The sequence below is a fragment of the Ruegeria sp. BC1 genome (assembly GCF_056539305.1).
Genome location: NZ_JBQFUT010000012.1, coordinates 74,048 through 99,161 on the forward strand (window position 1 = coordinate 74,048; position 25,114 = coordinate 99,161).

At 53.7% G+C, this 25,114-nt stretch carries 21 protein-coding genes; 13 read left to right on the plus strand and 8 right to left on the minus strand.

What is annotated here, in order from left to right; genetic code table 11:
- Window positions 1–78 precede the first annotated feature (78 nt).
- From aptA to ACR0IY_RS20420, 8 genes are all read left to right on the plus strand, one after another.
- Complete coding sequence (gene aptA / locus ACR0IY_RS20385) at window positions 79–1,401, plus strand: omega-aminotransferase AptA (RefSeq protein WP_170407631.1); 1,323 nt, start codon at window positions 79–81, stop codon at window positions 1,399–1,401.
- Window positions 1,402–1,434: 33 nt separating this feature from the next.
- Window positions 1,435–2,946, plus strand: a complete 1,512-nt coding sequence (locus ACR0IY_RS20390) for a CoA-acylating methylmalonate-semialdehyde dehydrogenase (protein WP_170407634.1) — start codon at window positions 1,435–1,437, stop codon at window positions 2,944–2,946.
- 25 nt (window positions 2,947–2,971) lie between these two features.
- Entirely contained in the window at window positions 2,972–4,081 is a 1,110-nt protein-coding gene (gene ald / locus ACR0IY_RS20395) for an alanine dehydrogenase (RefSeq protein ID WP_480676610.1), read from the plus strand.
- A 73-nt stretch (window positions 4,082–4,154) separates the two neighbouring features.
- On the plus strand, window positions 4,155–5,165 hold the full coding sequence (dctP, locus tag ACR0IY_RS20400; RefSeq protein WP_170407640.1) for a TRAP transporter substrate-binding protein DctP: 1,011 nt from the start codon (window positions 4,155–4,157) through the stop codon (window positions 5,163–5,165).
- A gap of 70 nt (window positions 5,166–5,235) precedes the next feature.
- Window positions 5,236–5,850, plus strand: a complete 615-nt coding sequence (locus ACR0IY_RS20405) for a TRAP transporter small permease (RefSeq protein WP_170407643.1) — start codon at window positions 5,236–5,238, stop codon at window positions 5,848–5,850.
- The gene (locus tag ACR0IY_RS20410; protein ID WP_170407646.1) at window positions 5,847–7,139 is read left to right on the plus strand and encodes a TRAP transporter large permease; all 1,293 of its coding nucleotides are present in this window, start codon (window positions 5,847–5,849) and stop codon (window positions 7,137–7,139) included. The genes ACR0IY_RS20405 and ACR0IY_RS20410 overlap by 4 nt, the downstream gene beginning before the upstream one ends.
- A 141-nt stretch (window positions 7,140–7,280) precedes the next feature.
- Entirely contained in the window at window positions 7,281–7,691 is a 411-nt protein-coding gene (locus ACR0IY_RS20415; RefSeq protein WP_170407649.1) for a universal stress protein, read from the plus strand.
- 231 nt (window positions 7,692–7,922) lie between these two features.
- Complete coding sequence (locus tag ACR0IY_RS20420; protein WP_170407652.1) at window positions 7,923–8,555, plus strand: tyrosine-type recombinase/integrase; 633 nt, start codon at window positions 7,923–7,925, stop codon at window positions 8,553–8,555.
- 351 nt (window positions 8,556–8,906) lie between these two features.
- Here ACR0IY_RS20420 and ACR0IY_RS20425 read toward each other — a convergent pair whose 3' ends face one another.
- A complete protein-coding gene (locus tag ACR0IY_RS20425; RefSeq protein ID WP_170451108.1) occupies window positions 8,907–9,569 on the minus strand; it encodes a beta-phosphoglucomutase family hydrolase in 663 nt (220 codons plus the stop codon).
- 138 nt (window positions 9,570–9,707) lie between these two features.
- On the opposite strand from ACR0IY_RS20425, the gene ACR0IY_RS20430 reads away from it, so the two are divergent.
- Entirely contained in the window at window positions 9,708–10,865 is a 1,158-nt protein-coding gene (locus ACR0IY_RS20430) for a sugar-binding transcriptional regulator (RefSeq protein ID WP_480676613.1), read from the plus strand.
- A gap of 52 nt (window positions 10,866–10,917) precedes the next feature.
- Here ACR0IY_RS20430 and ACR0IY_RS20435 read toward each other — a convergent pair whose 3' ends face one another.
- The 6 genes from ACR0IY_RS20435 to ACR0IY_RS20460 form a co-directional block, all read right to left on the minus strand.
- Entirely contained in the window at window positions 10,918–13,266 is a 2,349-nt protein-coding gene (locus ACR0IY_RS20435) for a glycoside hydrolase family 65 protein (RefSeq protein WP_480676615.1), read from the minus strand.
- 34 nt (window positions 13,267–13,300) lie between these two features.
- Window positions 13,301–14,284: a carbohydrate kinase family protein gene (locus tag ACR0IY_RS20440; RefSeq protein ID WP_480676617.1), complete on the minus strand. Its 984-nt coding sequence runs from the start codon at window positions 14,282–14,284 to the stop codon at window positions 13,301–13,303.
- Between the two features lie 60 nt (window positions 14,285–14,344).
- Window positions 14,345–15,412, minus strand: a complete 1,068-nt coding sequence (locus ACR0IY_RS20445) for a substrate-binding domain-containing protein (RefSeq protein ID WP_480676619.1) — start codon at window positions 15,410–15,412, stop codon at window positions 14,345–14,347.
- Window positions 15,413–15,495: 83 nt separating this feature from the next.
- The gene (locus tag ACR0IY_RS20450) at window positions 15,496–16,656 is read right to left on the minus strand and encodes a sugar ABC transporter permease (RefSeq protein ID WP_217354249.1); all 1,161 of its coding nucleotides are present in this window, start codon (window positions 16,654–16,656) and stop codon (window positions 15,496–15,498) included.
- A gap of 12 nt (window positions 16,657–16,668) precedes the next feature.
- Window positions 16,669–18,201 carry a sugar ABC transporter ATP-binding protein gene (locus ACR0IY_RS20455; RefSeq protein WP_480537557.1) on the minus strand — a complete coding sequence of 511 codons (1,533 nt, stop codon included), beginning with the start codon at window positions 18,199–18,201 and terminating at the stop codon, window positions 16,669–16,671.
- Between the two features lie 168 nt (window positions 18,202–18,369).
- Entirely contained in the window at window positions 18,370–19,419 is a 1,050-nt protein-coding gene (locus ACR0IY_RS20460; protein ID WP_480676622.1) for a substrate-binding domain-containing protein, read from the minus strand.
- A gap of 583 nt (window positions 19,420–20,002) precedes the next feature.
- Here ACR0IY_RS20460 and ACR0IY_RS20465 point away from each other — a divergent pair.
- The gene (locus ACR0IY_RS20465) at window positions 20,003–20,599 is read left to right on the plus strand and encodes a DUF6088 family protein (protein WP_480676624.1); all 597 of its coding nucleotides are present in this window, start codon (window positions 20,003–20,005) and stop codon (window positions 20,597–20,599) included.
- Window positions 20,600–20,601: 2 nt separating this feature from the next.
- Window positions 20,602–21,609 carry a nucleotidyl transferase AbiEii/AbiGii toxin family protein gene (locus ACR0IY_RS20470; RefSeq protein ID WP_480676626.1) on the plus strand — a complete coding sequence of 336 codons (1,008 nt, stop codon included), beginning with the start codon at window positions 20,602–20,604 and terminating at the stop codon, window positions 21,607–21,609.
- Window positions 21,610–21,664: 55 nt separating this feature from the next.
- On the opposite strand, the gene ACR0IY_RS20475 is transcribed toward ACR0IY_RS20470, so the two are convergent.
- A complete protein-coding gene (locus tag ACR0IY_RS20475; RefSeq protein WP_480676628.1) occupies window positions 21,665–22,363 on the minus strand; it encodes a DnaA N-terminal domain-containing protein in 699 nt (232 codons plus the stop codon).
- Window positions 22,364–22,736: 373 nt separating this feature from the next.
- Between ACR0IY_RS20475 and ACR0IY_RS20480 the strand changes: the two genes are divergently transcribed.
- Together ACR0IY_RS20480 and ACR0IY_RS20485 are read left to right on the plus strand one after the other, a co-directional pair.
- Entirely contained in the window at window positions 22,737–24,047 is a 1,311-nt protein-coding gene (locus ACR0IY_RS20480; protein WP_170474763.1) for an AAA family ATPase, read from the plus strand.
- Window positions 24,044–25,096 (plus strand): ParB N-terminal domain-containing protein, encoded by a 1,053-nt coding sequence (locus ACR0IY_RS20485; protein WP_480424902.1) that lies wholly within the window; start codon window positions 24,044–24,046, stop codon window positions 25,094–25,096. The genes ACR0IY_RS20480 and ACR0IY_RS20485 overlap by 4 nt, the downstream gene beginning before the upstream one ends.
- Window positions 25,097–25,114: the final 18 nt, after the last annotated feature.

A 25,114-nucleotide genomic window follows, 5' to 3' on the forward strand; every position in this document is an offset into this window, starting at 1 on the left:
TTTCCCACAAAGCCGGGTGTGCGGAATGTCTGAACTCTGCAAAGATTTGGCATCAAATGAAAATCTGCCTCACGAGGAATGAACGTGCTTGATCAACCCAACACAATGTCATCGTTTTGGATGCCGTTTTCAGCCAATCGTGATTTCCTTCGCGAGCCCCGAATGATCCAGTCGGCCGACGGGATGTATTACACCAGTTCCGATGGTCGAAAGGTCATGGATGGTACCGCCGGACTGTGGTGCGTCAACGCTGGTCATCGTGATCCGCTGATCGTCGAAGCGGTGCAAAAACAGGTGCACGAGCTGGATTACGCACCGAATTTCCAGTTCTCCCACCCTCAGGCGTTTGAGTTGTCGGCAAAGCTGACCGCGATGATGCCTGAGGGAATGAATCACACCTTTTTCACCAACTCTGGCTCCGAGTCCGTTGATACGGCGCTCAAGATTGCGCTGCATTATCACCGGATGCGCGGTGACGGGGCCCGCACCCGTTTGATCGGGCGAGAGCGCGGCTACCACGGCACTGGCTTCGGCGGAATCTCGGTCGGCGGTATTGTTAAGAACCGCATGCATTTTGGCACGCTTCTCACCGGTGTCGATCACCTGCGCCATACCCATGATCTGGAGAAAAACGCATTCTCACGTGGATGCCCGCAACATGGGGCAGAACTGGCGGACGATCTTGAACGGTTGATCGCGCTTCACGATGCGTCGACCATTGCAGCCGTTATCGTTGAGCCGATGGCGGGGTCCACCGGTGTGCTTCTACCGCCGAAAGGATACCTGAAGCGGTTACGGGGAATTTGTGACCGCCATGGAATTCTGCTGATTTTCGACGAGGTCATCACCGCCTTTGGTCGTTTGGGTACCGCGACTGCTTCGGAGTATTTCGATGTTAAGCCGGACATCATAACGACGGCAAAAGGCCTAACCAACGGTGTCATCCCGATGGGGGCTGTCGTTGTTTCCGATGCGATTTATGACTCGGCGATGGAAAACGCAGATGCGCCGATTGAGTTGTTCCATGGCTATACCTATTCCGCCAATCCTGTGTCCTGCGCCGCCGCATTGGCTACGTTGGAATGCTACAAGCAAAACGATCTGTTCCGCCGCGCAGCGTTGCTTTCGGGGCCTTGGGAGGATCAGCTTCACGGCCTCAAAGGCCTGCCAAATGTCATCGACATTCGCAATTTGGGACTGGTGGGCGCAATCGAGCTTGCACCACGAGAGGGTACGCCGGGAGCGCGGGGCTTTGATGCGATGAAACGGGCCTGGGATGCCGGGATCATGATCCGGGTCACCGGCGACATCATCGCGCTGTCGCCGCCGCTTATCATCTCGGAACCTGAAATAGAGACACTCTGTCAAACACTTGGAGAGGTATTGGCTGACCTGCCATAACCCCTGACTGCTAACCCCAAAAGGACTGACATCATGAAAGATGCATCCCCGATCACTTTGATCGGCCACTACATTAATGGCCAAATTACTGTTCGTTCCGGCGAAAACACTCAACCGGTCTTCAACCCCGCAACCGGTGCTCAAACCGGCGAAGTGTCGCTGGCGACAGTACAAACAGTTGGCGACGCGGTTGCTGCTGCCAAAGCGGCGTTTCCTAAGTGGTCGAACACGCCACCGATCCGGCGCGCCCGCCTGATGAACAATTTCCTAGCCCTCGTTCGTGAACACAAGGACGAGCTCGCTCGTGCCATTACGGTTGAGCACGGCAAGGTTTTCACCGACGCTCAGGGCGAGGTTGAGCGCGGTATTGATATCATCGAGTTTGCCTGCGGCATTCCGCAACTCCTCAAGGGCGACTACACGGAGCAAGTCTCCACTGGCATGGACAACTGGACCACGCGTCAGGCGTTGGGTGTTGTCGCCGGGATCACTCCCTTCAACTTCCCGGTCATGGTGCCGATGTGGATGTTCCCGATCGCCGTCGCCGCAGGCAATACCTTTATCCTGAAGCCGTCGCCAACCGACCCGTCCGCATCCCTGCTATATGCGGATCTGATGCAGAAGGCTGGTTTCCCCGATGGCGTCTTCAACGTCGTTCAGGGTGACAAGGTCGCCGTGGATGCTTTGCTGGAGAACGACGACGTTAAGGCCATTTCCTTCGTCGGCTCGACCCCGATTGCCAACTATATCTACGAGGTTGGTGCGCGGCACGGCAAACGCGTTCAGGCTCTGGGTGGCGCAAAAAACCACATGCTGGTGATGCCGGACGCCGACATGAACAAGGCAGCCGATGCTCTGATCGGAGCGGCCTATGGGTCGGCGGGCGAACGCTGCATGGCGATTTCGGTGGCCCTTCTGGTTGGCGATGCCGCTGACAAGCTGATGCCGGTTCTGAAGGAGCGTGCTGAGACGCTGAAAGTAAAGAACGGGATTGAGCTGGACGCAGAGATGGGCCCGATTGTCACCGCCGCTGCGCGTGACCGGATCAAGGGTTACATCGACTCTGGCGTTGAAGAAGGTGCTGACCTGCTGGTCGATGGCCGCGACTACAGCGTCGAAGGGCACGAGGAAGGTTATTTTCTGGGTGGCACCCTATTCGACAATGTCACCCCGGACATGAAGATCTACAAGGAAGAGATCTTTGGCCCGGTTCTGTCCTGCGTACGCGTTTCGAGCTTCGCGGAAGGTCTGCAACTGATCAACGACCACGAATTCGGCAATGGCGTGTCGCTGTTCACCCGTGACGGCAACGTCGCGCGCGAATTCGGCAAGCAGGTTCAGGTTGGCATGGTCGGTGTGAACGTGCCGATCCCGGTGCCGATGGCCTGGCATGGGTTTGGCGGCTGGAAGAAGAGCCTGTTCGGCGACATGCACGCCTATGGCGAAGAGGGTGTTCGTTTCTACACCAAGCAGAAATCCATCATGCAGCGCTGGCCCGAAAGCATCTCGGAAGGTGCTGAGTTCGTCATGCCAACGGCAAAATGATCATTCGATCCAAGGAGTGAAGAACATGTTCATTGGTGTTCCCAAGGAAATCAAGAACCACGAATACCGTGTGGGTCTGACCCCGGAAAGCGTCGCGGAACTGGTCTCGCAGAGTCACAACGTCATCGTGGAGACCAATGCTGGTGTTGGCATTGGCGCGGACGACGATGCCTATCGTGCCGCTGGTGCGGAAATTGCCGAAGCCGCGGCCGATATCTTTGCCAACACGGAAATGATCGTGAAGGTGAAGGAACCGCAGGCTGTCGAGCGCGCCATGCTGCGCGAAGGCCAGATCCTCTATACCTATCTGCATCTGGCACCCGATCCGGAGCAAACCAAAGATCTGGTGAACTCGGGTGCGGTTTGCATCGCCTATGAGACAGTAACCGACGAAAATGGTGGCCTGCCTTTGCTGAAACCGATGAGCCAGGTTGCCGGTCGCATGTCGATCCAGGCCGGTGCCAGCGCATTGGAGAAGGCCAAGGGCGGTCTGGGTGTGTTGCTGGGCGGGGTGCCCGGCGTGAAGCCCGGCAAGGTCGTCGTAATCGGTGGCGGTGTTGTTGGGTTCAACGCAGCTCAAATGGCGGTTGGCCTGCACGCGGATGTTACCATTCTGGACCGCAATCCGGCGGTCCTGGAAAAGTTGGAGAACCATTTCGAAGCTTCGGCCAAGGTTGTCTATTCGACCAAGGTCGCGCTTGAAGAAGAAGTCACCAACGCCGATCTGGTTGTGGGCGCGGTTCTGATCCCGGGTGCTGCTGCGCCCAAGCTGGTCACGCGCGACCTGATTTCGAAAATGAAGCCCGGTGCGGTCGTCGTGGACGTGGCGATTGATCAGGGCGGCTGCTTTGAAACGTCCAAAGCTACCACTCACGCAGAGCCCACGTATGTTGTCGACGATGTTGTACATTATTGCGTCGCCAACATGCCGGGCGCAGTCGCCCGAACTTCGACCTACGCGCTCAATAACGTCACGCTGCCGCACGCTCTGGCGATCGCCAACAATGGCTGGAAGCAGGCGCTTGCGGATAATCGTCACCTGATGAACGGCCTGAACGTGGCCCACGGCAAGGTGACATACAAGGCTGTGGCTGATGATCTCGGATACAAGTTCGTCGCCCCGGAACTTTGCTGACACCAGCAAATTTATCGCCCGCTTCGGCATGCTGCCGGGCGGGCGTTACTCGTCAACTAGGAGGAGATACTCGATGAGTTTTAATAAGTTTACCACAGGTATGGCAGCTGGCGCACTGAGCGCCCTGATGTCAACTGTCGCAATTGCGGAAGACATGACGCTGCGTTTTGCCGGCGTGTTCCCGATCGACCACCAGGGCACAAAGATGATGGAGCAGGTCGCAGCAGATGTTGCCGCTGCAGATGTTGGCCTTACGGTTGAAGTCTTCCCTGCGAACCAGCTGGGTTCTGGTGAAGCGCTGTTCGAAGATGTCGCACGCGGCAATATCGATCTGGCCTCGGCGTTTATCTATGCCGATACCGACCCGCGCCTTGAGTTTTTGTCCATGCCGTTCCTGTTGGGCGGTTGGGATGACATGCAGAGCACCCTGCTCAACATGGATTCCGAGTTCAACACCATCCTGCAGGAGATCACCGACGAATATGGTGTGACTGTGATGGCGCAGAACCCTGAAGGGTTCATCGGTATCGTCGCTTCGCAAGAGCCGGAGAACTGGAGCAACTTTGACGACAAGGGCATGAACATTCGTGTTTGGTCGTCCAGCGTTGTAAAATCGATGGTCGAAGAGCTGGGCTACCAGGCGACAACTATGGCTTGGGGCGACATCTTCCCGGCACTTCAGGCCGGTATCGTCGATGGCGCAATCTGCTGCACAAAGACAGCAACCTATTCCATCTTCGCCAAATCGGATGTTGGGACCCACTTTGTCGAGTATAACTCGATTTCGGAACTCACAACATTTTACGCCTCGCAACGGACGCTCGACAAGCTGAATGACGAGCAGCGCGCGGTGCTGCAGGCGGCGATGACCAAAGCCTCAGAAGACTTCTTTGCTTACAACCGCGAGAATGACGAAGTGTTCGGTCAGAAACTGCTGGACAAAGGTTACACCATCCTGCGCCTGAACGACGAAGAGCAGGCTGCAATGGCTGCACATGTCCAGGAGAAGGTCTGGCCTTCGATGGCTCAAAACGTCGGTCAGGACATCATCGACCGGCTGCTGGCAGCCAAAGAACAACAATAAACACTAAAAGAAGGGCCAGCACATCAGTTGGCCCTTCTTTGTCTTTGGCTCAACAAAGGGAGGGAGAAAGATGTCTAGCTCAGAAGCTGACCGTCCACTGGTCGTCGAAAGCGCAGAGAACAAGACTTCGCAAAAAATCACCGACGAGCTGCCAGTTGTTATCGGGTACCCATTGAAAGCAGTCGCGTTTGTCATGAGACAGATCGTCATGTTTTCCGGTTTCCTGATGGCATTCACGTTTGGAGCTGTTGTTGTCATCCGGTATGGGTTTGGGGGCGATCTTTTCGCCTATGAAGAATGGCTTCTGGGCATCAGCATCATCGGCTTTTTTGCAGGCGCTGTTTTGGCCTCTGCACGCAACCTGCATATCAACGCAGATATTCTTGGCATCGTGATACAGAACCCCAGACTGATCTGGTGGCGCGGCTTTGTCGTCCTGACGATTGAGGTTCTGGTGATCCTGTTCCTCATGTACGCGTGTTATGTCTCGCTGCTCGATGACTTCTCTTTCCCACGGTTGCGGGCAACCCCGGTGCTGCGAATTCCGTTTGTCACTTGGCGGATTTTTATCATGATAGCCTTTGGCTTCATGGCAACGTTCACGGCTGCTTATCTGTACGTGCATATCCGTAAGGGGCTGGGTCTGCCCCTGAGATCAGAAATGCAAAAAGGAGAAGCCCAATGATTATCGGAGGAAGTCTCCTAATCGTCTGCCTTATGCTGCTGTTGGGTGTAAGCGTATATGTGGCATTCGGAGCGGTCCTGATCTTCATCGCCCTTGTTGGGGACCAAGGCATCACGGGCTATCTGCCGACCGGCTCTACGGGCATCCGTTCCCTGGTGCTTCTGGCGATCCCGCTCTTCATGATCGCTGGTGGCATCATGGAAAAGGGTAAGATCGCAGCCCCTCTTGTCTCGTTGGCTGAAATGTTCATTGGCCATATCAAAGGTGGGCTCAGCGCCGCTGGAGTATTGGCCTGCGGTGTATTTGGCTCCATCTCTGGTAGCGCCAATGCCACGCTGACCTGTATTGGCGGCATCATGATGCCCCACCTGAAAAAGGCCAACTATCCAGGCGGGCAATCAGCGGCACTGATCGTGGCTGCAAGTCCGCTGGGCCTTTTAATCCCGCCAAGCTCTACGATGATCCTGTATGGCTGGGTCGCACAGCAACACGTCCTGAAGTGCTTTCTTTCTACGGTTCTGCCAGCGTTCATCCTGATCACGCTTCTGATTGTGGTCAACCAGTTCATGCTGCGGAAATACGACGACATTAACCTGACGGAGCGTCCCAAGCCGTTTCTGCCAACATTTGGTGTACAGGCGCGCCTAGCTGGGCCAGCACTGATGATGCCTCTTATCATTTTGGGTGGAATCTATGGCGGCATCATGACACCAACCGAGGCCGCCGGTATCGCCGTGGTCTACTCGATCCCGATCGCGATCTACTTCTACCGTGGTCTGACGTGGAAAACGCTGGCTCAAACTATCCAAAACTCGGGCGTTACGATTGGCGTAGTCATGGTCATGATCTTCATGGTTCTGATCGTATCCGATAACCTGATTGCGCAAGGTGCGCCACAGCTGGCAAAACAAATGGTCTATTCAGTATCTGAAAATCCGATTGTGGTTCTGTTGATGATCAACATCGTGTTGATCCTGATCGGGATGCTGATGGATGACATCTCGGGTCTGCTTTTGGCGACACCGATCTTGCTGCCCATTGCTCAGAGCACTGGCATGGATCCTATCCACTTTGCGGCTGTGATTGGCGTGAACCTGGGCATGGCAAACATCACGCCACCAACTGCACCACTGCTCTATCTTGGTGCCCAGGTCTGTGACGAGCCGGTGTCTCGTATGCTTTGGCCGACTTTGATCTTCATTGTCTTTGCCTGGCTTCCCACGCTGATGCTGACAACTTTCGTACCAGAGTTGGCCCTCTTCCTGCCGGACCTCCTGCTCAGCAGGTAGCGACGGGAAAGCACAAAAGCCCAGGACGAAACAGCACACACCCCAATCTTACGGTTGGGGTGCCTGAGCGCCCTCCCGAAGATGAAGTGGGAGAGGCCAGTTAGTAGAAGATAACTGAAAACCCAGATACGGAGGATTGAAGTGTATAAAAATATCCTAGTCGCGCTGTCTCTAGAACACGGCATCAGTGAACACGCACTTGCGGCGTCACATGCTCTTGTGTCCGAAGGTGGAAAAATCACTGCCGCGCATATCCATGAACCCCCAAACAGACAGATAATGTACTATATGGATGAAGGGATCGCAGAAAAATCTCTCCAAAAAGCAAAGGCGCGCTTGGCCGAGCGCCTAAAAAGTGAGACCGAGGTATCGTCTATCCTGCTCGAGAGCCAATCCGCAGGTCGCGCAATCACCGAATACGCAAACAAACATGGCATCGACTGTATCGTCCTCGCTTCGCATAAACCTGGGATGAAGGAGTTCTTTCTGGGATCGACCGCCGCTCTTGTCGTTCGCCACGCTCAGTGTTCGGTGCATGTACTCCGACTGTGACGCTGGCGCCTGCAACATGTCAGTAACTTTGCCCTGTGAAATCAGCGGTGATAAGCAGGTCTCACAGCGACCAAGGTCTGCATTTGGCGTACCTGCAAGAATTTCACTTTGCGGCATTTGAGAGTTAGGGCCCACAGCCGACCTCGGCGGCAACGCGGCATCCTGTGATATCCTCTTTCGTCAACGTCGGGTTGTCGTTGTGGGCGGGCATGGCGGATCGGAGGATCAGTTATGGAAACACCAAATTTACCTGCCATTCGCGCACTTCGCCCAGCTTGGAACAAGGGACGCATCGTCGGTCAGAAACGGCCGTTGAAACCCAAACACGTCTGGGCAATTCGAGTAAGGTTAGAACTCGCAGAGAACCATCGCGACCTCGCTCTCTTCAATATGGCCATCGACAGTAAGTTGCGCGGCTGCGATTTGGTTAAGATGAAAGTCGTTGACATTATGGCCTCTGGTCAGATCAAGGAGCGGGCTTCCGTCCTGCAAAGTAAAACTCAGAAACCGGTCCGCTTCGAAATTTCTGAAGGAACTCGGGCCTCTGTCGAGAAGTGGATGGAAGACGAGCACATGGTTGGGTCCGAATACCTTTGGCCAGGGCGTTTCCATGAGCGTTTGCACATTTCAACACGCCAGTATGCGCGGATTGTACGTGATTGGGTAACGTCTATAGGTTTGGAAGCAAGCGCTTATGGCACACATTCAATGCGTCGGACCAAGGTCACCCAAATTTACAAAAAGACGGGCAATCTGCGCGCGGTGCAACTCTTACTTGGGCATACAAAGATGGACAGTACCGTTCGGTATCTCGGTGTTGAGCTTGAGGATGCACTTGCCATAGCAGAGGCCATTGAAATCTGAATACTACGGGCCGCTTTCGTTGGCGGCCCAGTGCTGCCGTCCAGCGGACACCTTCGATGCTGCGGTGCGGCCCGTCAAACCTGCCGTTCGCTACCAGTACAATATAGGGTATCAGTCGAGCGAACAGTTCGCGGATTTTCTGGTCCTTCAGCCCAACGCCTCACACGTGCGCAAACGGTCCCAACCGTGCCTTCCCAGCAGAGTCAAGCGCCGCATCGGAGCTTGACCGAAGCGGCCAATAGTCAAACTCGGGCACACGGAGTTGTGAGAGGTTGAGCACACGATACTGAATTTTAGGTGAAGTCTGTTATCTGTCCCTAAAAAATCCAGTTCTGTGTCGCAAAAAAGTATTTAGACAGGCAATTCCGACTTGGATTCGTCTATCTGCTCAATGTCAACCTCGGCCAGCGAAGAAATAACGCAATCCGCAGCCGTTAGTTCACTCTCGTGATCTTCATGAAGAAGACCTACGCAATAGAAACCACCATTCTTTGCCGCTTCGACACCGGAAGAGGAATCCTCGATCACGATACATTCATCCACATTAAGCCCCAGCCCGCTGGCGGCGGTGAGGAATATATCAGGGTTGGGTTTCCCTTTTTCGACATCGTCGCCTCCGATAACAACCGGAAAGGCATCCAACAAACCAGCTTTTTCAAGAACGGCTCGGACATTGGCGCTGCTGGAAGCGGCCGCCAGACCGTAACCCTCCGACTGGCATTGTCTTACGAGGTGCACAGCAGCATCGAAGACACGAAATTCGCCTCGCTCGATCATTTCAACATAATAGTCATTCTTTTTGTCTGCGGCGGTTCTGACTTCATTTTCCGAATGCCGGGTCATGACCGCTCGCGCCCCGTCATAACGAGGGCGCCCATCGACAAGCCGCCGGTATTCCGCCCTTCCAAACTCATACCCGTATTCTTCGAACATGCGTTTCCAAGCAGCAAAATGCGCCGGTACGGTGTCGACCAAAACACCATCGAGGTCAAAGATCAGTCCTTTGATCGGCATGCTGAATCTCCTGGTTCGAGCCTGTGCAAGAAACACGTAGCATGTAAGGAATTTTCTTCAATCGGCTGGCATGTGAATGTTTATCTGGCATAATTATTCACGCTGCCAAGCTTACGTTACCGGACAATGTTGAAACAAATGATTGACGTTAAAAAACTTCCATTTGAAGAACGCGCCCAGTGCGCTGCCTATATGCGCGCAACTCACAACATGTCACAGGTAGAGATAGGGGCAATTCTTGGTGGCCTGTCTCAACCGCATGTATCGCGGTTACTGAAACACGCTGAACGCCAAAACTACTTGGTCATCGAACAACGCTTCGTCAAAGAACAATTCTCAGACGAGTGGATTGCCCAGATGGACGAATTGCTGGCACCTTCAGGGCTTAATTCTGATCTGAAACGATATTGCAACAGGAACAACCTCAGACCGCCTCGGCTTGGGGTGTTTGAAAGCGGCCCGGGGAACACCGAGGCTGCGCTGTCACAGCGCCGTACCAGATTTGGACGAACCGCATCCGGGCGATTGATAGAACTGATTGAGAAATCGAACGTCATCGGCGTTGCGTGGGGTCGAACAATCAAGTCCCTGGCAGAAGGGATTGCAGCCTCAAGGCAGCCCATTGATAAGTCGCAAAAGACAGAGTTTGCAGCGGTTTGCGCAGAATTGATGTCACTGGCTCAGCATGGATACTCGGCCAGCCGGCTTGCCGGAACTTTTGATGAGCTATTTAACGATCAGCCGGAGGATAGCCCTCAGCTCACTGGTTTCCCGGCATACATACCCCGTCACTATGATGAAACCATGCGCCGTTCCATTTGGCAGTACATCTCTGACACTCCAGGATTTCACCGCGTGTTTTCGGGTCCAGACGCATTGATTGGCAAAATGGATATGCTGATTTCCAGCGTTGGGTCTTCAAGCACTCCAGTTCTGGGCAGTTTTGAAGAGCTGGTTCAGGCAGGCGGGTTAAGGGCTGATGACCTCCGGCAACTGGTTGTCGGGGACCTCGGCGGTATTTTGATCCCGAGAACCGAAATTTCACAGGCCAAGATGGACCTGATTGACGAACTGAACGGGCTGTGGACCGGGATCAAAACAGAGCATGTCAAGGCCATCGCAGATCGGGCATTTGACGATCCCAACCAAAGTGGGGTTGTGGTCGTCGCGATTCAGAAGGAACGAGGTGATACGGTATTCGAACTGATCTCCCGAGGGCTTGTTAACGAATTGCTCATCGATCACGCGGCGGCGGAACAACTGCACACGCGCGTTGCCGAGGCTCTTGCAGACTGACTACATGACCTCGGCAAATCTTGCCCCTTACCTGCGAGAATTGCCCTGATCGTCACGCTGGCTGCGGCGCGAAGACCACTTCCTCTCCTGCAGTCAAAGTAACAGGATGGCCCATTACCTCGATATTTTCTTTCGTGCCGGACGGAGCGATGAGTTCAAACCGACACTCGTCGTGGGAAATCGCGACCACGACGTCATTCCCCTGCCACTTCAGATTGAATCGGATGGTGGACCATGCCTCGGGCAGCCAGGGTTTGAAGGTCATCTTACCATGCTTGACCCGGAAGCCGCCAAACCCGCACACAAGCGACTGCCAGGTGCCACCGGCCGATGCGATATGCATCCCGTCCTGCGTGTTACCCTGATTGTTGACCAGATCAACAAAGGCGGAACGTTCGAAATAGTGATGGGCCGAGGAAATGTCGCCGACTTCAATCCCCATGATCGAATGAATGGCGGGGCTGAGCGATGATTTGTGCATCGTACGTTTCTCATAAAACGCGTAGTTCGCCGCTTTGACTTCATCTGAAAACTCGTCGGGCAAGAGGTAGTTCAACATGATCACATCCGGTTGCTTGAGCAGCATTGAACCATTCAGTGAGAAGTGATTATGCCCTTCGGGGTAGACCGGCATTCGGTTTTTGTCCCACTCTGTGATGGGAATATCCTGAAGCTGGAAATACCCTTCAAACTGTTCGATCAGATTGCGGGAGGGATCAAATGGAACATAGATTTTTTCCGCTGTTTCCAGCCACTGATCCACTTCTTTTCGGGTTAAATCCAACCGTATCAGCAATTCGTCATGAACTGCTGAAGTGGTTTTGCTGAATTCTGCGAAAACGCGAGCCGATTGTTCAAGGTGCCATTTCGCCATCCGATTGGTGAATGTGTTGTTGTCGACATGTTCGTGAAACTCGTCCGGTCCGATTACGCTGGTCAGCTCATATCGATCCCTGGCTTCATTCCATTCCAGCCGACTGATCCAAAACCGGCAGGTCTGATACAAAACCTCAGCCCCGAAATCTCGAAGGAAGTCGCGATCCCCGGTCGCCGCAACATAACTGAGGATGCCATATGCCACGCAAGCAGTGACGTGAATCTCCTCTTCCCCAGTCCAGATCCGGTTCGCACCGTCCGCTGTCCATTTTGGCGTTGTCTCCACTCCGGTATCAGCAGATTCCCACGCGTACTGTGCGCCCTTAAGCCCATTCATTCGGGCGTTCTCAAGTGCGCCGTTCAACGTGTTGTAGCGGTATTTCAGAAGGGCTTTGGCCGTCTCCGGCTGCGTGAAGATGTAGAATGGCAGCAGGAAGATCTCGGTATCCCAGAAAACGTGCCCTTTATACCCCTCGCCTGACATGGACTTGGCGCCGATGTTCGCGCGCGGGTCGTTTTCGTTTGCGGCAATCAGCAGATGATAGATGTTGAAACGCATTGCGCGCGTTGCTTCTAGATCACCCGTCACCACACAATCACAGGCGTCCCATTTTTCGCGCCAGGCTGCGGCGCTTTCGCTCAGACAGGCGGAAAACCCCTTGGCATGCGCGGTCTCAAGGGAGGCTTCGCACTTGGCCGCCAATTCCGCGCCGTTCAGATCTCGCGATGTATAAATCGACACCAGCTTTTCGAAAGTCAGACTTTGCCCGTTGAGCGTCTCGACAGAAACGATTTGTGAAACCTGCTCATATCCACGGTTTGCGACTTTGAACTCGCTGAAGGCAGGACAATCCAAGGCAGACGCCATGCCAATCGAAATGCCAGTGTCCAGTGTCAGAGCTTCGATATAGGACGCATCGCTGCTTGCATGTGACTGAGTGACCTTCATGTGCCGGCTTTTGGCCCACTTCTCCCATTTGACTTCGGGGTGGAAGACGGGATTTCCCTGATAAGCTGGCAGGCGGTCCAGATTGTACCGTTGGGCATCCAGGGCGCTTTCGACAGTGATTTCGGACGAATGGTTTTCTGGTGTGACGGTTAGGCGAATGCCGCAAATATGCTGATCGGAAAAACTGGCAAAGCGGATGCTGGTGATGCGAGTGCGACGGCCTTTGCTATCTTCAAACACCGTATCTCGGTGGAGAAATCCGGTCTGCAGATCCAACACGCGCTTGTGCTCGACCACTTTACACGTTTGGACATCCAGAATTTCACCTTCGACACGGACCCGAAGCGGCAGCCAGGTAGGCACATTGACCTGATCGATCACCGTCGAGTCATGGTGATCGTAAACACCGGCCAGATAGGTGCCAGACAGCTCTCCTTTGTGGCCCTCTTCCAGCGACCCACGTGTGCCCTGATAGCCGTTGCCGACCGTAAAAATGGTCTCCTTGAAGTTCGCTTCATCCAGATTAAATTGAGTTTCTTCGATCAGCCAGTCGCTACTGCTCAGCATTGTCTGCATGTCAGGGCTCCATTCGGGTGATAATTCGGATAATTCAGTCGCCGTAGGTTTCAGCAATCTGACGTTCGGTTTCTTCCAGTGATCCGTAGACATCCAGCTCGCTGCTCGAGCAGCGCTGCGCTCCTGCACAGTTTCCGAACTGGCAGGCTTTGACGAAATCACCAGTCTTGAGGTAGCCAAAAGCCAAGCCACCAGCAAAGCTGTCACCGCAGCCCGTGGTGTCGACCACATCCTCGACAAGCACCCGCTTGACCAGATGTTCACGCATCCGGCCGGCCTCGTCCTTGTGGTAGACGGCGCATCCATGCTGATCCAACGTGACGTAGAGCGCTTTGACGCCCAGATCGAGGCAGTGTTGCGCGAACTTGGGCAACTGGTCCATCGTGAGCTCGCTGATGTCCTGCAACTCGTCGGAGCCGTATTCCCCTTTGAACCAACTGCATTGAGCCTCTTCCAAATTCATCTTCAGAAGATCGATATGCGGAAGCCAGCGATCCCGGTCGATCCAGAACTTATGATACCGTTCGCCATGTGCTGAACACCCACTTGTGGGACCATGCGCGTCAAACACAACCAGACCATCGCTGTTGGCTTTGATGTATCGGATTGTCTCCAGCGGAACCTCGAAATCCGTGATCGGAACGAAAACGAAGGCCTCGCAATCCATCAGGTCTTCGATGTCGTCGGGCAGGATCGGGTTCATGAAACCCGTTTGCTTTTCGTTGCGATGGTTCTGATCGACGTAGACCAGATCGATCACGGCACCCTGATCGGCGTCGCCTGTAACATGGCTGACATCCAGATACGGAAACTCAGACAGCAAGTTGCGAACATTGTCGACGTCCGACCTGCGCACATGGCTGACGACGTTGATCCGCGAACCCGGACCGGCCAGCGAGGACATACAGACCGCTGTATAGACCGCGCAGCCGAATTTCTTGAATTTTTCACCCTGATAGCTGGTGATATTGTCCCTTGGGATCGGGCCAAGGACTGCGACGTTGATCTTGTCAGACATTTCGGTCCCTTGCTTTTATTTGCTGTTTTGCCGACGGGCGTATGCGTGATTATAGCAGCTTCAGTTCTGATAGATCTGTTCGCTGGTATAGAACCCACCGTCGATCACCGTGCTGTCGATCGTATCTTTTGACACTGCGAAAACAGGGGTGATAACCGTCGGGATTTCCGCGAAACCATTGTCGATCAGCGTATGCTCACCGATCAATTCGCTGATTTCGGCATCCGGAGACTGCGCTATTTTCACGGCAATATCCGCCGCCTCATAAGCCAGGGGCTTGATTTGCTTCCAGATTTCCAGCGCCTGTATGTCATTGGCGACCATTTGGACATTCTTCAGATCAGCATCTGACCCGGCAACAAAGACCTGATCAGCCGATGCCAGATCCTCATCCGACAAGGCTGCCAGAACCCCAAAGGCAAGCCCGCTGTTGTTGGCGATGAACGCATCGATGTCGTTGTCATATTCGACCAGTAGGTTCTCGGCAGTGTCTCTGGCCATATCGGGAGACCAGTCTACATGGCTGCGATCCGCAACAAGCTCGAGCCCAGGATGATCGGCAATCACTTTCAGCACACCGCTGCTGAGCGCTTCGGCATTGGCATCACCAGGCTGACCGCGGATCAGGGCGACCCGGCCTTTGACCTCACCGCGGGTGTCGTTCAGCCAGTCCACCATGGCTTCGGCCTGAAGCTGCCCGACAGCCCAACTGTCTTGCATGACCATGACGTCAAGCGGCCCGTCCTGCAGCATCGAGTCGTACCCGACCACTTTGACGCCTTGATCGTGGGCCAAATCAACAAGGGCACCAGCGGTTGCGGTGTTGACGGGTTGCAGGACCAGAACGTCCACCCCCGATTCCAGCATTTCCTCAACCTGCTGCAACTGACGCAATGGATCATTGCCGCTGCTATCAAAGATCACATCTGCGCCTTGGGATTCCGCGCGTGCAATGAATAGGGATTTGTCAGTCTGGTATCTGGCTTCCTGCATGGTCTTGAGCAGGAACCCGATTGTAGCGTTGTCCTGCGCTGCCGCGATCATTGGCAGCGATGCGGATAGAAGGCCGGCCAAACCCAAAGCTCTGAGGCCGTTTGTGCGTAAGGTTGCTAAAATGGACTGGACCATCGCTTACCTCCCAACTGTCATTCAAGTTTTCGGGGATTTTGGCTTTGCCCCCGGTGCGTGTGACCGGGGGCAGGCCAGCAACATTATTTCTTCTGCATCACATCGAACCAGACGGCGAGGATGATGATCAGGCCCTTGATGATCAACTGATAGAACGTGACCACACCAAGCAGGCTCATGCCGTTGTTCAGGACCCCGATCAGCAGGGCACCGATGATGGTTCCACTCACCTTGCCAGAACCACCCGCCAGACTGGTACCGCCGATAACAACCGCTGCAATCGCATCAAGCTCAAACATGGTTCCAAGGTTGGGTGAGGCACCGTTCAGACGCGAGGCCAGGATGATACCAGCCAGCGCCGATAGAACCGAAATGACCGTATAGACAATCATCTTGGTGCGGACGACGTTGATGCCGGACAGGCGAGCCGCATCTTCGTTTCCGCCAAGCGCATAGAGGCGGCGACCAAAACGGGTGCTGTTCAGCGTATAGATCCCGGCAAATGCAATGACTGCAAAGATCGCAACAGGAACGGGGATCCCTTTGTAGCTGGTGAACACGTGGAAGGCCAAAGCAAAACCACCAATCATCACCGCCCCATTGACCAGCAGCTCCTGCATATTCACTTCGACGCCATGCGCCTTGCTTTGCTGAACATCTCGGAAGATCGAATAAACAGCAAGCGCAGCACACACGATCAGCACGATACTGGACATCATCGGCGGGATATAAGCACCACCAATCAATGGAAACACATTACTCGTTACCGGTACAGAACTGCCATTGGTCAGGGTCAGTGCCAAACCGCGTGCGATAGTCAGCATTCCAAGGGTTATGATGAATGGGGGTATGTTGAACTTGGCTATCCAGAACCCGTTCCACAGACCTATTCCAACACCCACGATCAAAAGGGTTGCAGGTACCGCCAATATGGTCGGCACGCCCCATTGCATCATGAGCGTACAGACGACCGCTGATAACCCGACGACAGAGCCAACGGATAGGTCAATACCCGCAATCAGAATGACCATGGTCATGCCTACGGCAATGATCCCGATGATGGTAACCTGACGGGATAGGTTGCTAAGGTTCCTTGCGGTGAAAAACGCGTCGTCGGCAAAGCTGAGCCCGACGACAAGCACGATCAACGCAATTAGCGTCGCGTTGTCCTTTATAAAGTTTATCAGGTGGTTTTCCTTGGCGCCATTGACGCCAACACCTGCAACGTTGCTGTCAGCACTCATTTGCTTCCTCCCTTATGCGCTGCCGGTGGCATACGCCATGATTGCTTCTTTCTTCGCATCGTCCCGTTCAAAGTTTGACACGATCTCGCCTTCGCACATCACCAGAATCCGGTCACACATGCCCAAGACCTCAGGCAGTTCCGAAGAAATCATGATGACGGTGACACCTTGTAGGACCAGTTCGTTCAGCAGCTTGTAAATCTCGACCTTGGCACCGATATCGATCCCACGTGTGGGTTCATCCAGAATGAACACATCCGGGCGTGAATTCAGCCACTTACCCAGAATGACCTTCTGCTGATTGCCGCCGCTGAGTGTACCGATAACGGTGTCAATCGACGGTGTTTTAACGCCCAACTGGTCGACATATTCCTTAACGATTTTGCGCTCCTGCTGGGTGTTGATAATGCCCAGAACCTTTGAACTGATCGTCTCAAGCGAGGAAATCGTCGTGTTGAAGGAAATGGATTTGTCCAAAAACAGCCCCAAAGCCTTACGATCTTCGGTCAGCAGCGCGATGCCGGCATCAATGGCGTCCTTCGGCGATTTGATGTCCAGCTTTTGCCCGTTCAGCTTCACTTCACCGGTGGTCTGGTCCGGATAAGCACCGAATACACCGCCAACCAGTTCGGTCCGGCCAGCGCCCATTAGCCCGGAGATGCCCAATATCTCGCCTTTGCGGGCAACGAAGCTGGCGTTCTTGACCAGATAGCTGCCAGGCAGGTCGGGGTTTGTGACGGACAGATCGTTGACCTCCAAAGTCACCTCACCCGGTGTGAAATCGACCTTGGGGAACATATCTTTGATGTCGCGTCCGACCATTCGGGCGATGATCTGATCAAGCGTGATATCCGCGATAGGCGTGACGTCACCGATGGTCTGGCCATCGCGCAGAACCGCAATCCGGTCGGCGATCTGCTCAATCTCTTCCATTTTGTGCGAAATGTAGCACATACAGACGCCGTCGGCTTTCAGCTTGCGGATGATACGGAAGAGATCCTTGACCTCTTTATCCGTCAGCGCCGATGTCGGTTCGTCTAACACCAGTATCTCTGCCTTGAGCGACAAAGCTTTGGCAATCTCAACCATCTGTTGTTTGCCCACAGTGATGTTCTGCACCAGATCGGTCGGGCGAATGTCATTGATGCCCAGTTCGGTCAGCAGCTTCTGGGTTTCGGCAAAGGTCTGGTTCCAGTTGATCCTGCCCTTGGCATCGGTGAACTGGCGATCCAGAAAGATGTTTTCGGCGACAGACAAACCGGGGATCAGGTTGAGTTCCTGGTAGATGATACCGATGCCTGCTGCCTCGGCCTCTTTTGTATTCGCGAATCGGACCTTTTCGCCGCGCAAATAGATATCGCCTTCGTAGGTCGGATAGGGCCAAACTCCACTGAGCACTTTCATCAACGTGGATTTGCCCGCTCCGTTTTCTCCCATCAGCGCCAGAAGCTCGCCCGAGCGGGCTTCGAAATTGACATTGTTCAGGGCGCGGACACCGGGAAAATCCTTGATGATACCCTGCATTTTCAGGACGACTTCAGACATGCTTTTTCCCATCACATTCAGAAAAGTGTTTCGGACACTCCCCACCATGACCGACGGTCCTGCCGCAAGGAGTTTAAGGAAGGAGGGCACCATGAAGCCGCGCGCGGGGAGTACACGCATAGGGAGCCAAATGGCGAAACGCCCTCCTTCAGGAATAGGTCCCGAGGATCAGTTCCCGTAGACTTCTTCCTTGGAGTAGAAGCCGCCAGCGATGATCGTGTCATCAATGTTGTCCTGCGTCACAAGCGTGATCGGGGTCACGATTGTTGGCACATCGGCGAAACCGTTGTTGATAACCTTGTCCACTTTGACCAGATCTGCGGGCGCGGTGTTGGGATCGGCAGCCAAAGCAACCGCCACTTCTGCCGCAGTTTCTGCCAACGGATCAATCTGCTTCCAGATTTCAACGGCTTGCTTGCCTTGCGCAACATATTGGATATTGGCCAGGTCGGCATCAGATCCGGCTACAAACACTTTGTCTGCTGACGCCAGCCCCTGTGCTTCCAATGCCGCGATAACACCACGGGCCATGCCGCTGTTGTTGGCGATAAACGCGTCGATGCTGTTGCTGTTAGAGGTCAGCGTGTTTTCCGCAGTCGCCATGGCCTTCTCAGATGACCAACCTTCATGCGCCTGATTTGTTACCAGTTCCAACCCCGGGTTTGCTTCGACAATCTCCAACACACCGCTGCTCATGGCAATCGCGTTGGAGTCGCCGGGTTGACCTTGAATCAGGGCGATCTTGCCGGAAACCTCTCCGTTCTTCTCCTGCAGCCATTCGACCATGGCTTCGCCTTGCAGGCGGCCCACAGCCCAGCTGTCTTGCATCACCATCGCATCCAGCGGCCCGTCCACGAGCATCGAGTCATACCCGACAACGCGCACACCTTCGCTGTTTGCCATGCTGACCATGCTACCGGCGGTACCGGTGTTCACAGGCTGCAAAACGATGACGTTCGCACCCTTGGCGAGCATATTTTCAAATTTCGCCAGCTGGGTCAGCTCGTCGTTGTTCGCTGAATCAAAGATGACTTCGGCGCCCAGTTCCTCGGCTTTCGCAGTAAACGCGGCGCGGTCACGCTTGTAGCGCTCTTCCTGCATGGTTTTCAGCAGAAAGCCAATTTTGACATCGCCTGCATACGCTGTCCCGGCAGTTAGTGCGACAGCGGCGACAGAAAGCAAGGCGGCTCTACGGGTAATGGTCTGCAACAGGGACATATTTCCTCCAGTGTATGTTCCTTGGCTGCCGGGCAATTGGGTCGGCAACGCGAAATGCTTCGTAAATTGTGCTGGGTGCCGGCTAACCGGTGATAACAAGCGTCAATCCCAAAGCGATAACGCTAACATAACGCTGCAAAGTAAGGGGAGAATTTGTATATTTAGACAGCATATATATTCACAACCCCGCTGAGAACACGGCGTCCAAAAGGATTTTACATATTTAACAAACCATAATAGGTTGCCGCCCACTTATCGAAATCGTTGAAATCTCTTGGATAGGCCGCGACAGAGTTGTGCCGTAATCGCGAAGCGGGTTGCAAAGCCGCGAAATCGGCAATCAAACATCCTGATTAGGTAGCCAGGCCGACAACGTCTGGTGTTTCCTCTGTTGGCGCGCTCCAGCGGACCTATACGCCAATTCATGCAACCGCTGTCGAATGGCCGCTAACCAAGAATGCGAATGGCTATTTCGCGAGAGTAGCGAAGGTCTGCTTTCCGCCCGTACTTTCAAAAACACCCGGATATTCCCCTAACTTGAATGTCAGAAAAAAGTACTATATTTTCTGACAAGGAGCAAGCTATGATCACCTTATCGATTAGACAACGCATCATCGGAAAAGGCCGGGGCGCAATCTTTGCGCCAACCGACTTTCTGGATATTGGCTCCCGCGCAAGCGTGGATCAGGCATTGTCGCGTTTGGCGGATCAAGGGATGATCCGACGGTTAACGCGTGGGCTTTATGACTATCCGAGAAAGAGCGCCCGATTAGGGCTGTTGTCTCCGTCAGCCGATGACATAGCCAAAGCGATCGCACGCAAAGACAACCAGGTTCTACAGCCCTCCCCTGCCATGGCAGCCAACCAGTTGGGGCTGTCGACCCAAGTGCCGTCCAAGCCGACTTATATGACCGACGGCCCGACCCGCACCAAGACAATTGGTCGACAAGTCATCCAGTTTCGAAATGCATCATCCAAAACGCTAGTTGGTGCAGGCCAGAAAACCGGCGCCGTATTTCAGGCGTTACGCTATGTTGGCAAAAACCGGGTGGATAGCCGTGTTGTCGACACGTTGGCCCGCAATCTGGATATTAAGGACCGCGCCTTGCTCGCAAAACAAAGTAGATATGTACCGGCCTGGATGCACCCGGTGGTGCAGCAAATCGTGGCGCGGAACTGATCGTGGACCAGTTTGCCAACGATACTCCAAAGAACCGTGAGGAGGCTTTTCAGGAATCGGCCGCACAGCTTGGTTTGTCCAAAGCAATCGTCGAGAAGGATTTCTGGGTCTGTTGGTCACTGAAAAATCTATTCGCCCTGCCCTCTTTTGGCGCTCACATGATCTTCAAGGGCGGGACATCGCTATCCAAGGCCTATGACATCATCCATCGGTTCTCAGAAGACGTGGATCTGTCTCTCGACCGGGCGCAGCTCGGGTTTGAGGGCGAACGTGACCCCGAGCACCCTGCCCTTTCCGGCAAAAAACAAAAGCAACTGCTGCAGGAACTTCAGGATACGGCCACTAGGGTAGTCTCAGGTCCGCTGTTGAAAGAAACCGAGGTCAAGTTTGGCGCCGCGCTGGATCAGCATTTTTCCCTGTCAGTCGATCCAAATGATGCCCAAACTTTGCTTTTCGCCTATCCATCGGAGACCAGTGCGGCCAGCGGCTACATCCAACCGGTGGTACGGTTCGAATTTGGCGCCCGTGGGGTTCACCTACCAGCCGAGTCCCGCAGGATATCGCCTTATGTGCATCAGGCCTTTCCAGACCTGTTGGGGGCGGGCGACGTTGATGTGAAGGTCTTGGGTGTTGAACGCACATTCTGGGAAAAAGCCACGATCCTGCATATGCTCTATCATCAAGACATCACCAAACCTCTGGCTGACCGTATGTCGCGCCACTATTACGACATGGCTCAGTTGATCACGCACGAGTCCCGTTCTCGCGCTATCGAACAGATCGACTTGCTGGATCAGGTTGCACACCATAAGTCCGTCTTCTTCAAAGCAGCTTGGGCTAACTACGAGAATGCCAGGCCTGGATCTCTAAGATTGCTACCAAACCCTGAGCTGAAAGCAGCGCTGCGCCGGGACTATGTGGGGATGCAAGAAATGATCATCGGGGATACCCCCTTGTTCGATGACATCCTGAAAACCATTGGGGTGTTCGAGGCCGAACTCAACGGTTGAAATCAGCAACTTTGGTGGTCTCAAGGCACAGCGCGCGAGCTTCAAAACTGGATTGTTAGCCGAGCAGACACACTTTATGAATTCGCCCAAACTCGAGCTGGATCGCTCCAAGCAAAGGTTTCAAATGGTGAGACTGAATATATTGCGCGATGAACTTGCTGGGTGCGCGCAAGGTGATCGTTTGATCTTGCGTTTCAACAAATTTGAGTTCGCGATACCAGCTTTCAAACAATAATGCTTCAGATTCTGATAGGCGCCGAAGCGCCCTGCCCCACGGGTCCTGAAGGTCTTGTCCTTTATGTTCAACAGCTGCTGGTCTTTCTTGGCCAAACTGAACATGAACAACCTTTTCGGTTGATTTTGGGCTTTGTGTCTCCATGCGCGATACAAAATCAGAACCAATATTCTGCCAAACCGGTTCGCTCAGGCGATAAATTTCTGCGTAGTTGAGTCGATACGCTGCAACGCGGCCTCTAACCCCAGGCCTAAGCTGGAGAAGAATATTAGAATCCGTCAATCGCTTAATCTCTCGCTTGACGGTTCGTTCGTCCACGGACCAGAGGCGGGCCATTTCTTTTTGCCCGACCGTCAGCTCATCAGTGCGCCAGTTGTATCGGGCCGTTATCAACGCAATGAGCCGCATCATCGAACATTGAAAGCCGGGTGTGCCATTCAATCCTGCAACAGAGATTGCAGTCAAAAGATCGTACTTCTGAGAACCGGCCTGATATCCTGTAAATCGTTTTATTTCCATTTTGATACTGCCACTGTGCCTCGAGCGGATCGGTTTCGCTGACCGATTCCATCAATTGGGTTCAGTGTGATGAAATCCCGTAGTTTGTCAACGGGCTTTGAAAAACAGGATGGCCGCCTCTTTCTTCAAAATCAAAAGAAAATTTGGTTAATAGGATATGGGTGACACTCTACTGTCACCCTATTGGGGGTCGAGTGTCACCATATATCTGGTAATTGATCGCTGCCTGTCACCAAAACATAGCTTCGCTTTCGAAATACCTCCCGTTTTTACAGAGTCGGAGGCGAAAAAGCGGAAATTCCATTCTTTACGTTTTGCAGTTTTCGAAAATCGCGTTATTAAAAGGTATTCGTGATATAACAAGAGCAGCACCATGCGTGACCACACCGACCTTCAAGCTATGAACGAACGAAGCCTGGCTCAACAGGCTGCCGTCCGCCGCGCTACTTTCTCGCCCGCTGACGAGAAAGTGCTTCGACCATTCTCGATCTGGGAAATTAGCCAGTTCATGTTTGATGTCCCGGCGGACACCTTGAGAAAGAAGTTGGCAGAAGACCCGTCTCTTCCGCAAGGGGCGACTGAAGATGATGGGCGGCAAAGATGGTTTTCTCTGGCTGAGATAAATGAGTTGAGACGGCGCCTGAGATTTAGAGGTAAAAGCCTTCTGCCTCAAAGGCCGGCAGGCCGGGCTATGAGGGTAGCGGTTTCGAACTTTAAGGGTGGTGTCGGCAAAACTGTCGTTGCCCAGCACTTGGCGAATGCGGCCGCGCTTGATGGTTACCGTGTTCTGGTGGTGGATTTCGACCCCCAGGCGACACTTACGCATTCAATGGGTCTGGCTGAAGTTAGAGAGTGGAATACTGTCTGGGGCATTATGTGCCGCGATCTCTGCCGTGAGGCGAACCGGATCGCGGACGAATATGATGATCCCGCAGATTGCCCCTACCCTACTGCCGACGAATTGCCTGAAGATGTTCAGTCGATTGGCGCGCAACGTGTACAAGACTTCATTCAAAGAACTTCATGGTCGACGATCGACATCATCCCGAGCTGTGCGAACGCGGCCTTCGTTGAATTTGCGTCCGCTCAGTACAGGTCCATTCACAAGGCGTGGAGTTTTTTTGGATGCGTAGCAAGATATCTCGATGAGTTGCCTGACGACCAATATGATTTGATTGTTTTCGATTGCCCGCCGGCAATTGGATACCAGTCTTTGAATGCGGCCTTTGCTGCTGACATTCTCTATATTCCGTCTGGTCCTGGCTATTGGGAGTATGACAGTACAACGAGTTATCTTGGTCAGCTTGGCGATGCCTTGGAAGACATAACCAGCGGGTTCGAACGTATTGCAAAGGATGCCGGTATTACTCTTCCTAAACGGTTCGATGATATACGCGTTCTCATGACTCGCTTCGAGGCTAGCAACTCTTTGCATGTCGCGATGATGGACGCTTTTAAAAATGTCTTCGGAGCCGACGTCTGTCAAAATCCTATCGAAATGACGCGTGCCGTCGAGCAGTCAGGCAGATTCCAGATGTCTGTTTACGAGCAAGACTACAGACAGATGACTCGAGACACATGGAAACGGGCGCGTCAGTCCTTTGATAGTGCATACAGCGAATTTAAGGATGTTGTCCTACGGGCCTGGGAGGCACGTACTAAAGTTGAGGAGCGGGTAGAATGAGCGGTAATAAGTTTGGCTTCACTCCGATTGATGAAGATGACCTCAAGAAAACACGCCGCCGCGAAGTGGGTCCGATGGGGGCTGCGGTTCGCGAGACAGCAAACAGCTTAAATGAAAGCACTGAGAACCGTGTCGAACAGCGACGGCAAAATGCCTCCGATGCCAAGGAGTATCGTAGAGCTCGTGACGAAGGGCGAGTCTTGGTTGCGGTAGGCATCAATGAAATCCATACGACAGATCTGCCAAGAGATCGCTTGGATCTCTCGGCCGTCGCAAGTTCCGATGAGATGGATGAACTCAAGGCTTCAATTCAGGAACGTGGCCAGAAGGAGCCCATAGAACTTTACAAAGATTCAGATGGTCGCTTCCAGCTCAAAAAAGGTTGGAGACGAGTAACTGCTCTTAAGCAGCTTTATGAAGAGACCGGTGATGAACGGTTTGCCAGTGTTACAGCGCGAGTTGCCGAATCCCAGAGCGATCGCATCGACCTCTACATTGACATGGTTGAGGAGAACGTTGTTCGGGAGGACCTGACTTTCGCTGAGATGGCGCAAGTCGCAATTCTTGCTGCCAAAGATTCTGAGTTGGGGGCAGGGGATGCAGAAGCTTTGGTCGGAAGGCTGTACTCATCTTTGCACAAGATGAAACGCTCTTACATTCGCAGCTTTGTTTATCTGCTCAATGAACTTGAGGGTGCGTTGCTGTTTCCAAAGAGTGTCTCCAGAAACCTTGGCGTTGAGGTTGCGCGTAAACTTCGAGCGTCATCGGGTTCAGCTGCTGGGTTAAGAGATGTGTTGGTGCGCGCATCCACAGCCGGTGAGCAAAATGAGGCGCTGGATGCCTTCTTGGCAGATACTGATGCTGAACCGGGTAGTGGCAAGCGACGTGAGAAAGCCGAGAGCGTGAAGTATGAGTTCCACGTGGGAGGCTCAAAAGTCACTGCGCGAAAAGGAGAGTGCAGGATATTGTCTGGTCAGGACTTTAGTTCGATTGACCGGTCGAAGCTCCAGAGAGCGGTTGAAGCTTTCGAAGCTGTTTTGAACGAGTAGTAACCCGCGGGTTACCCA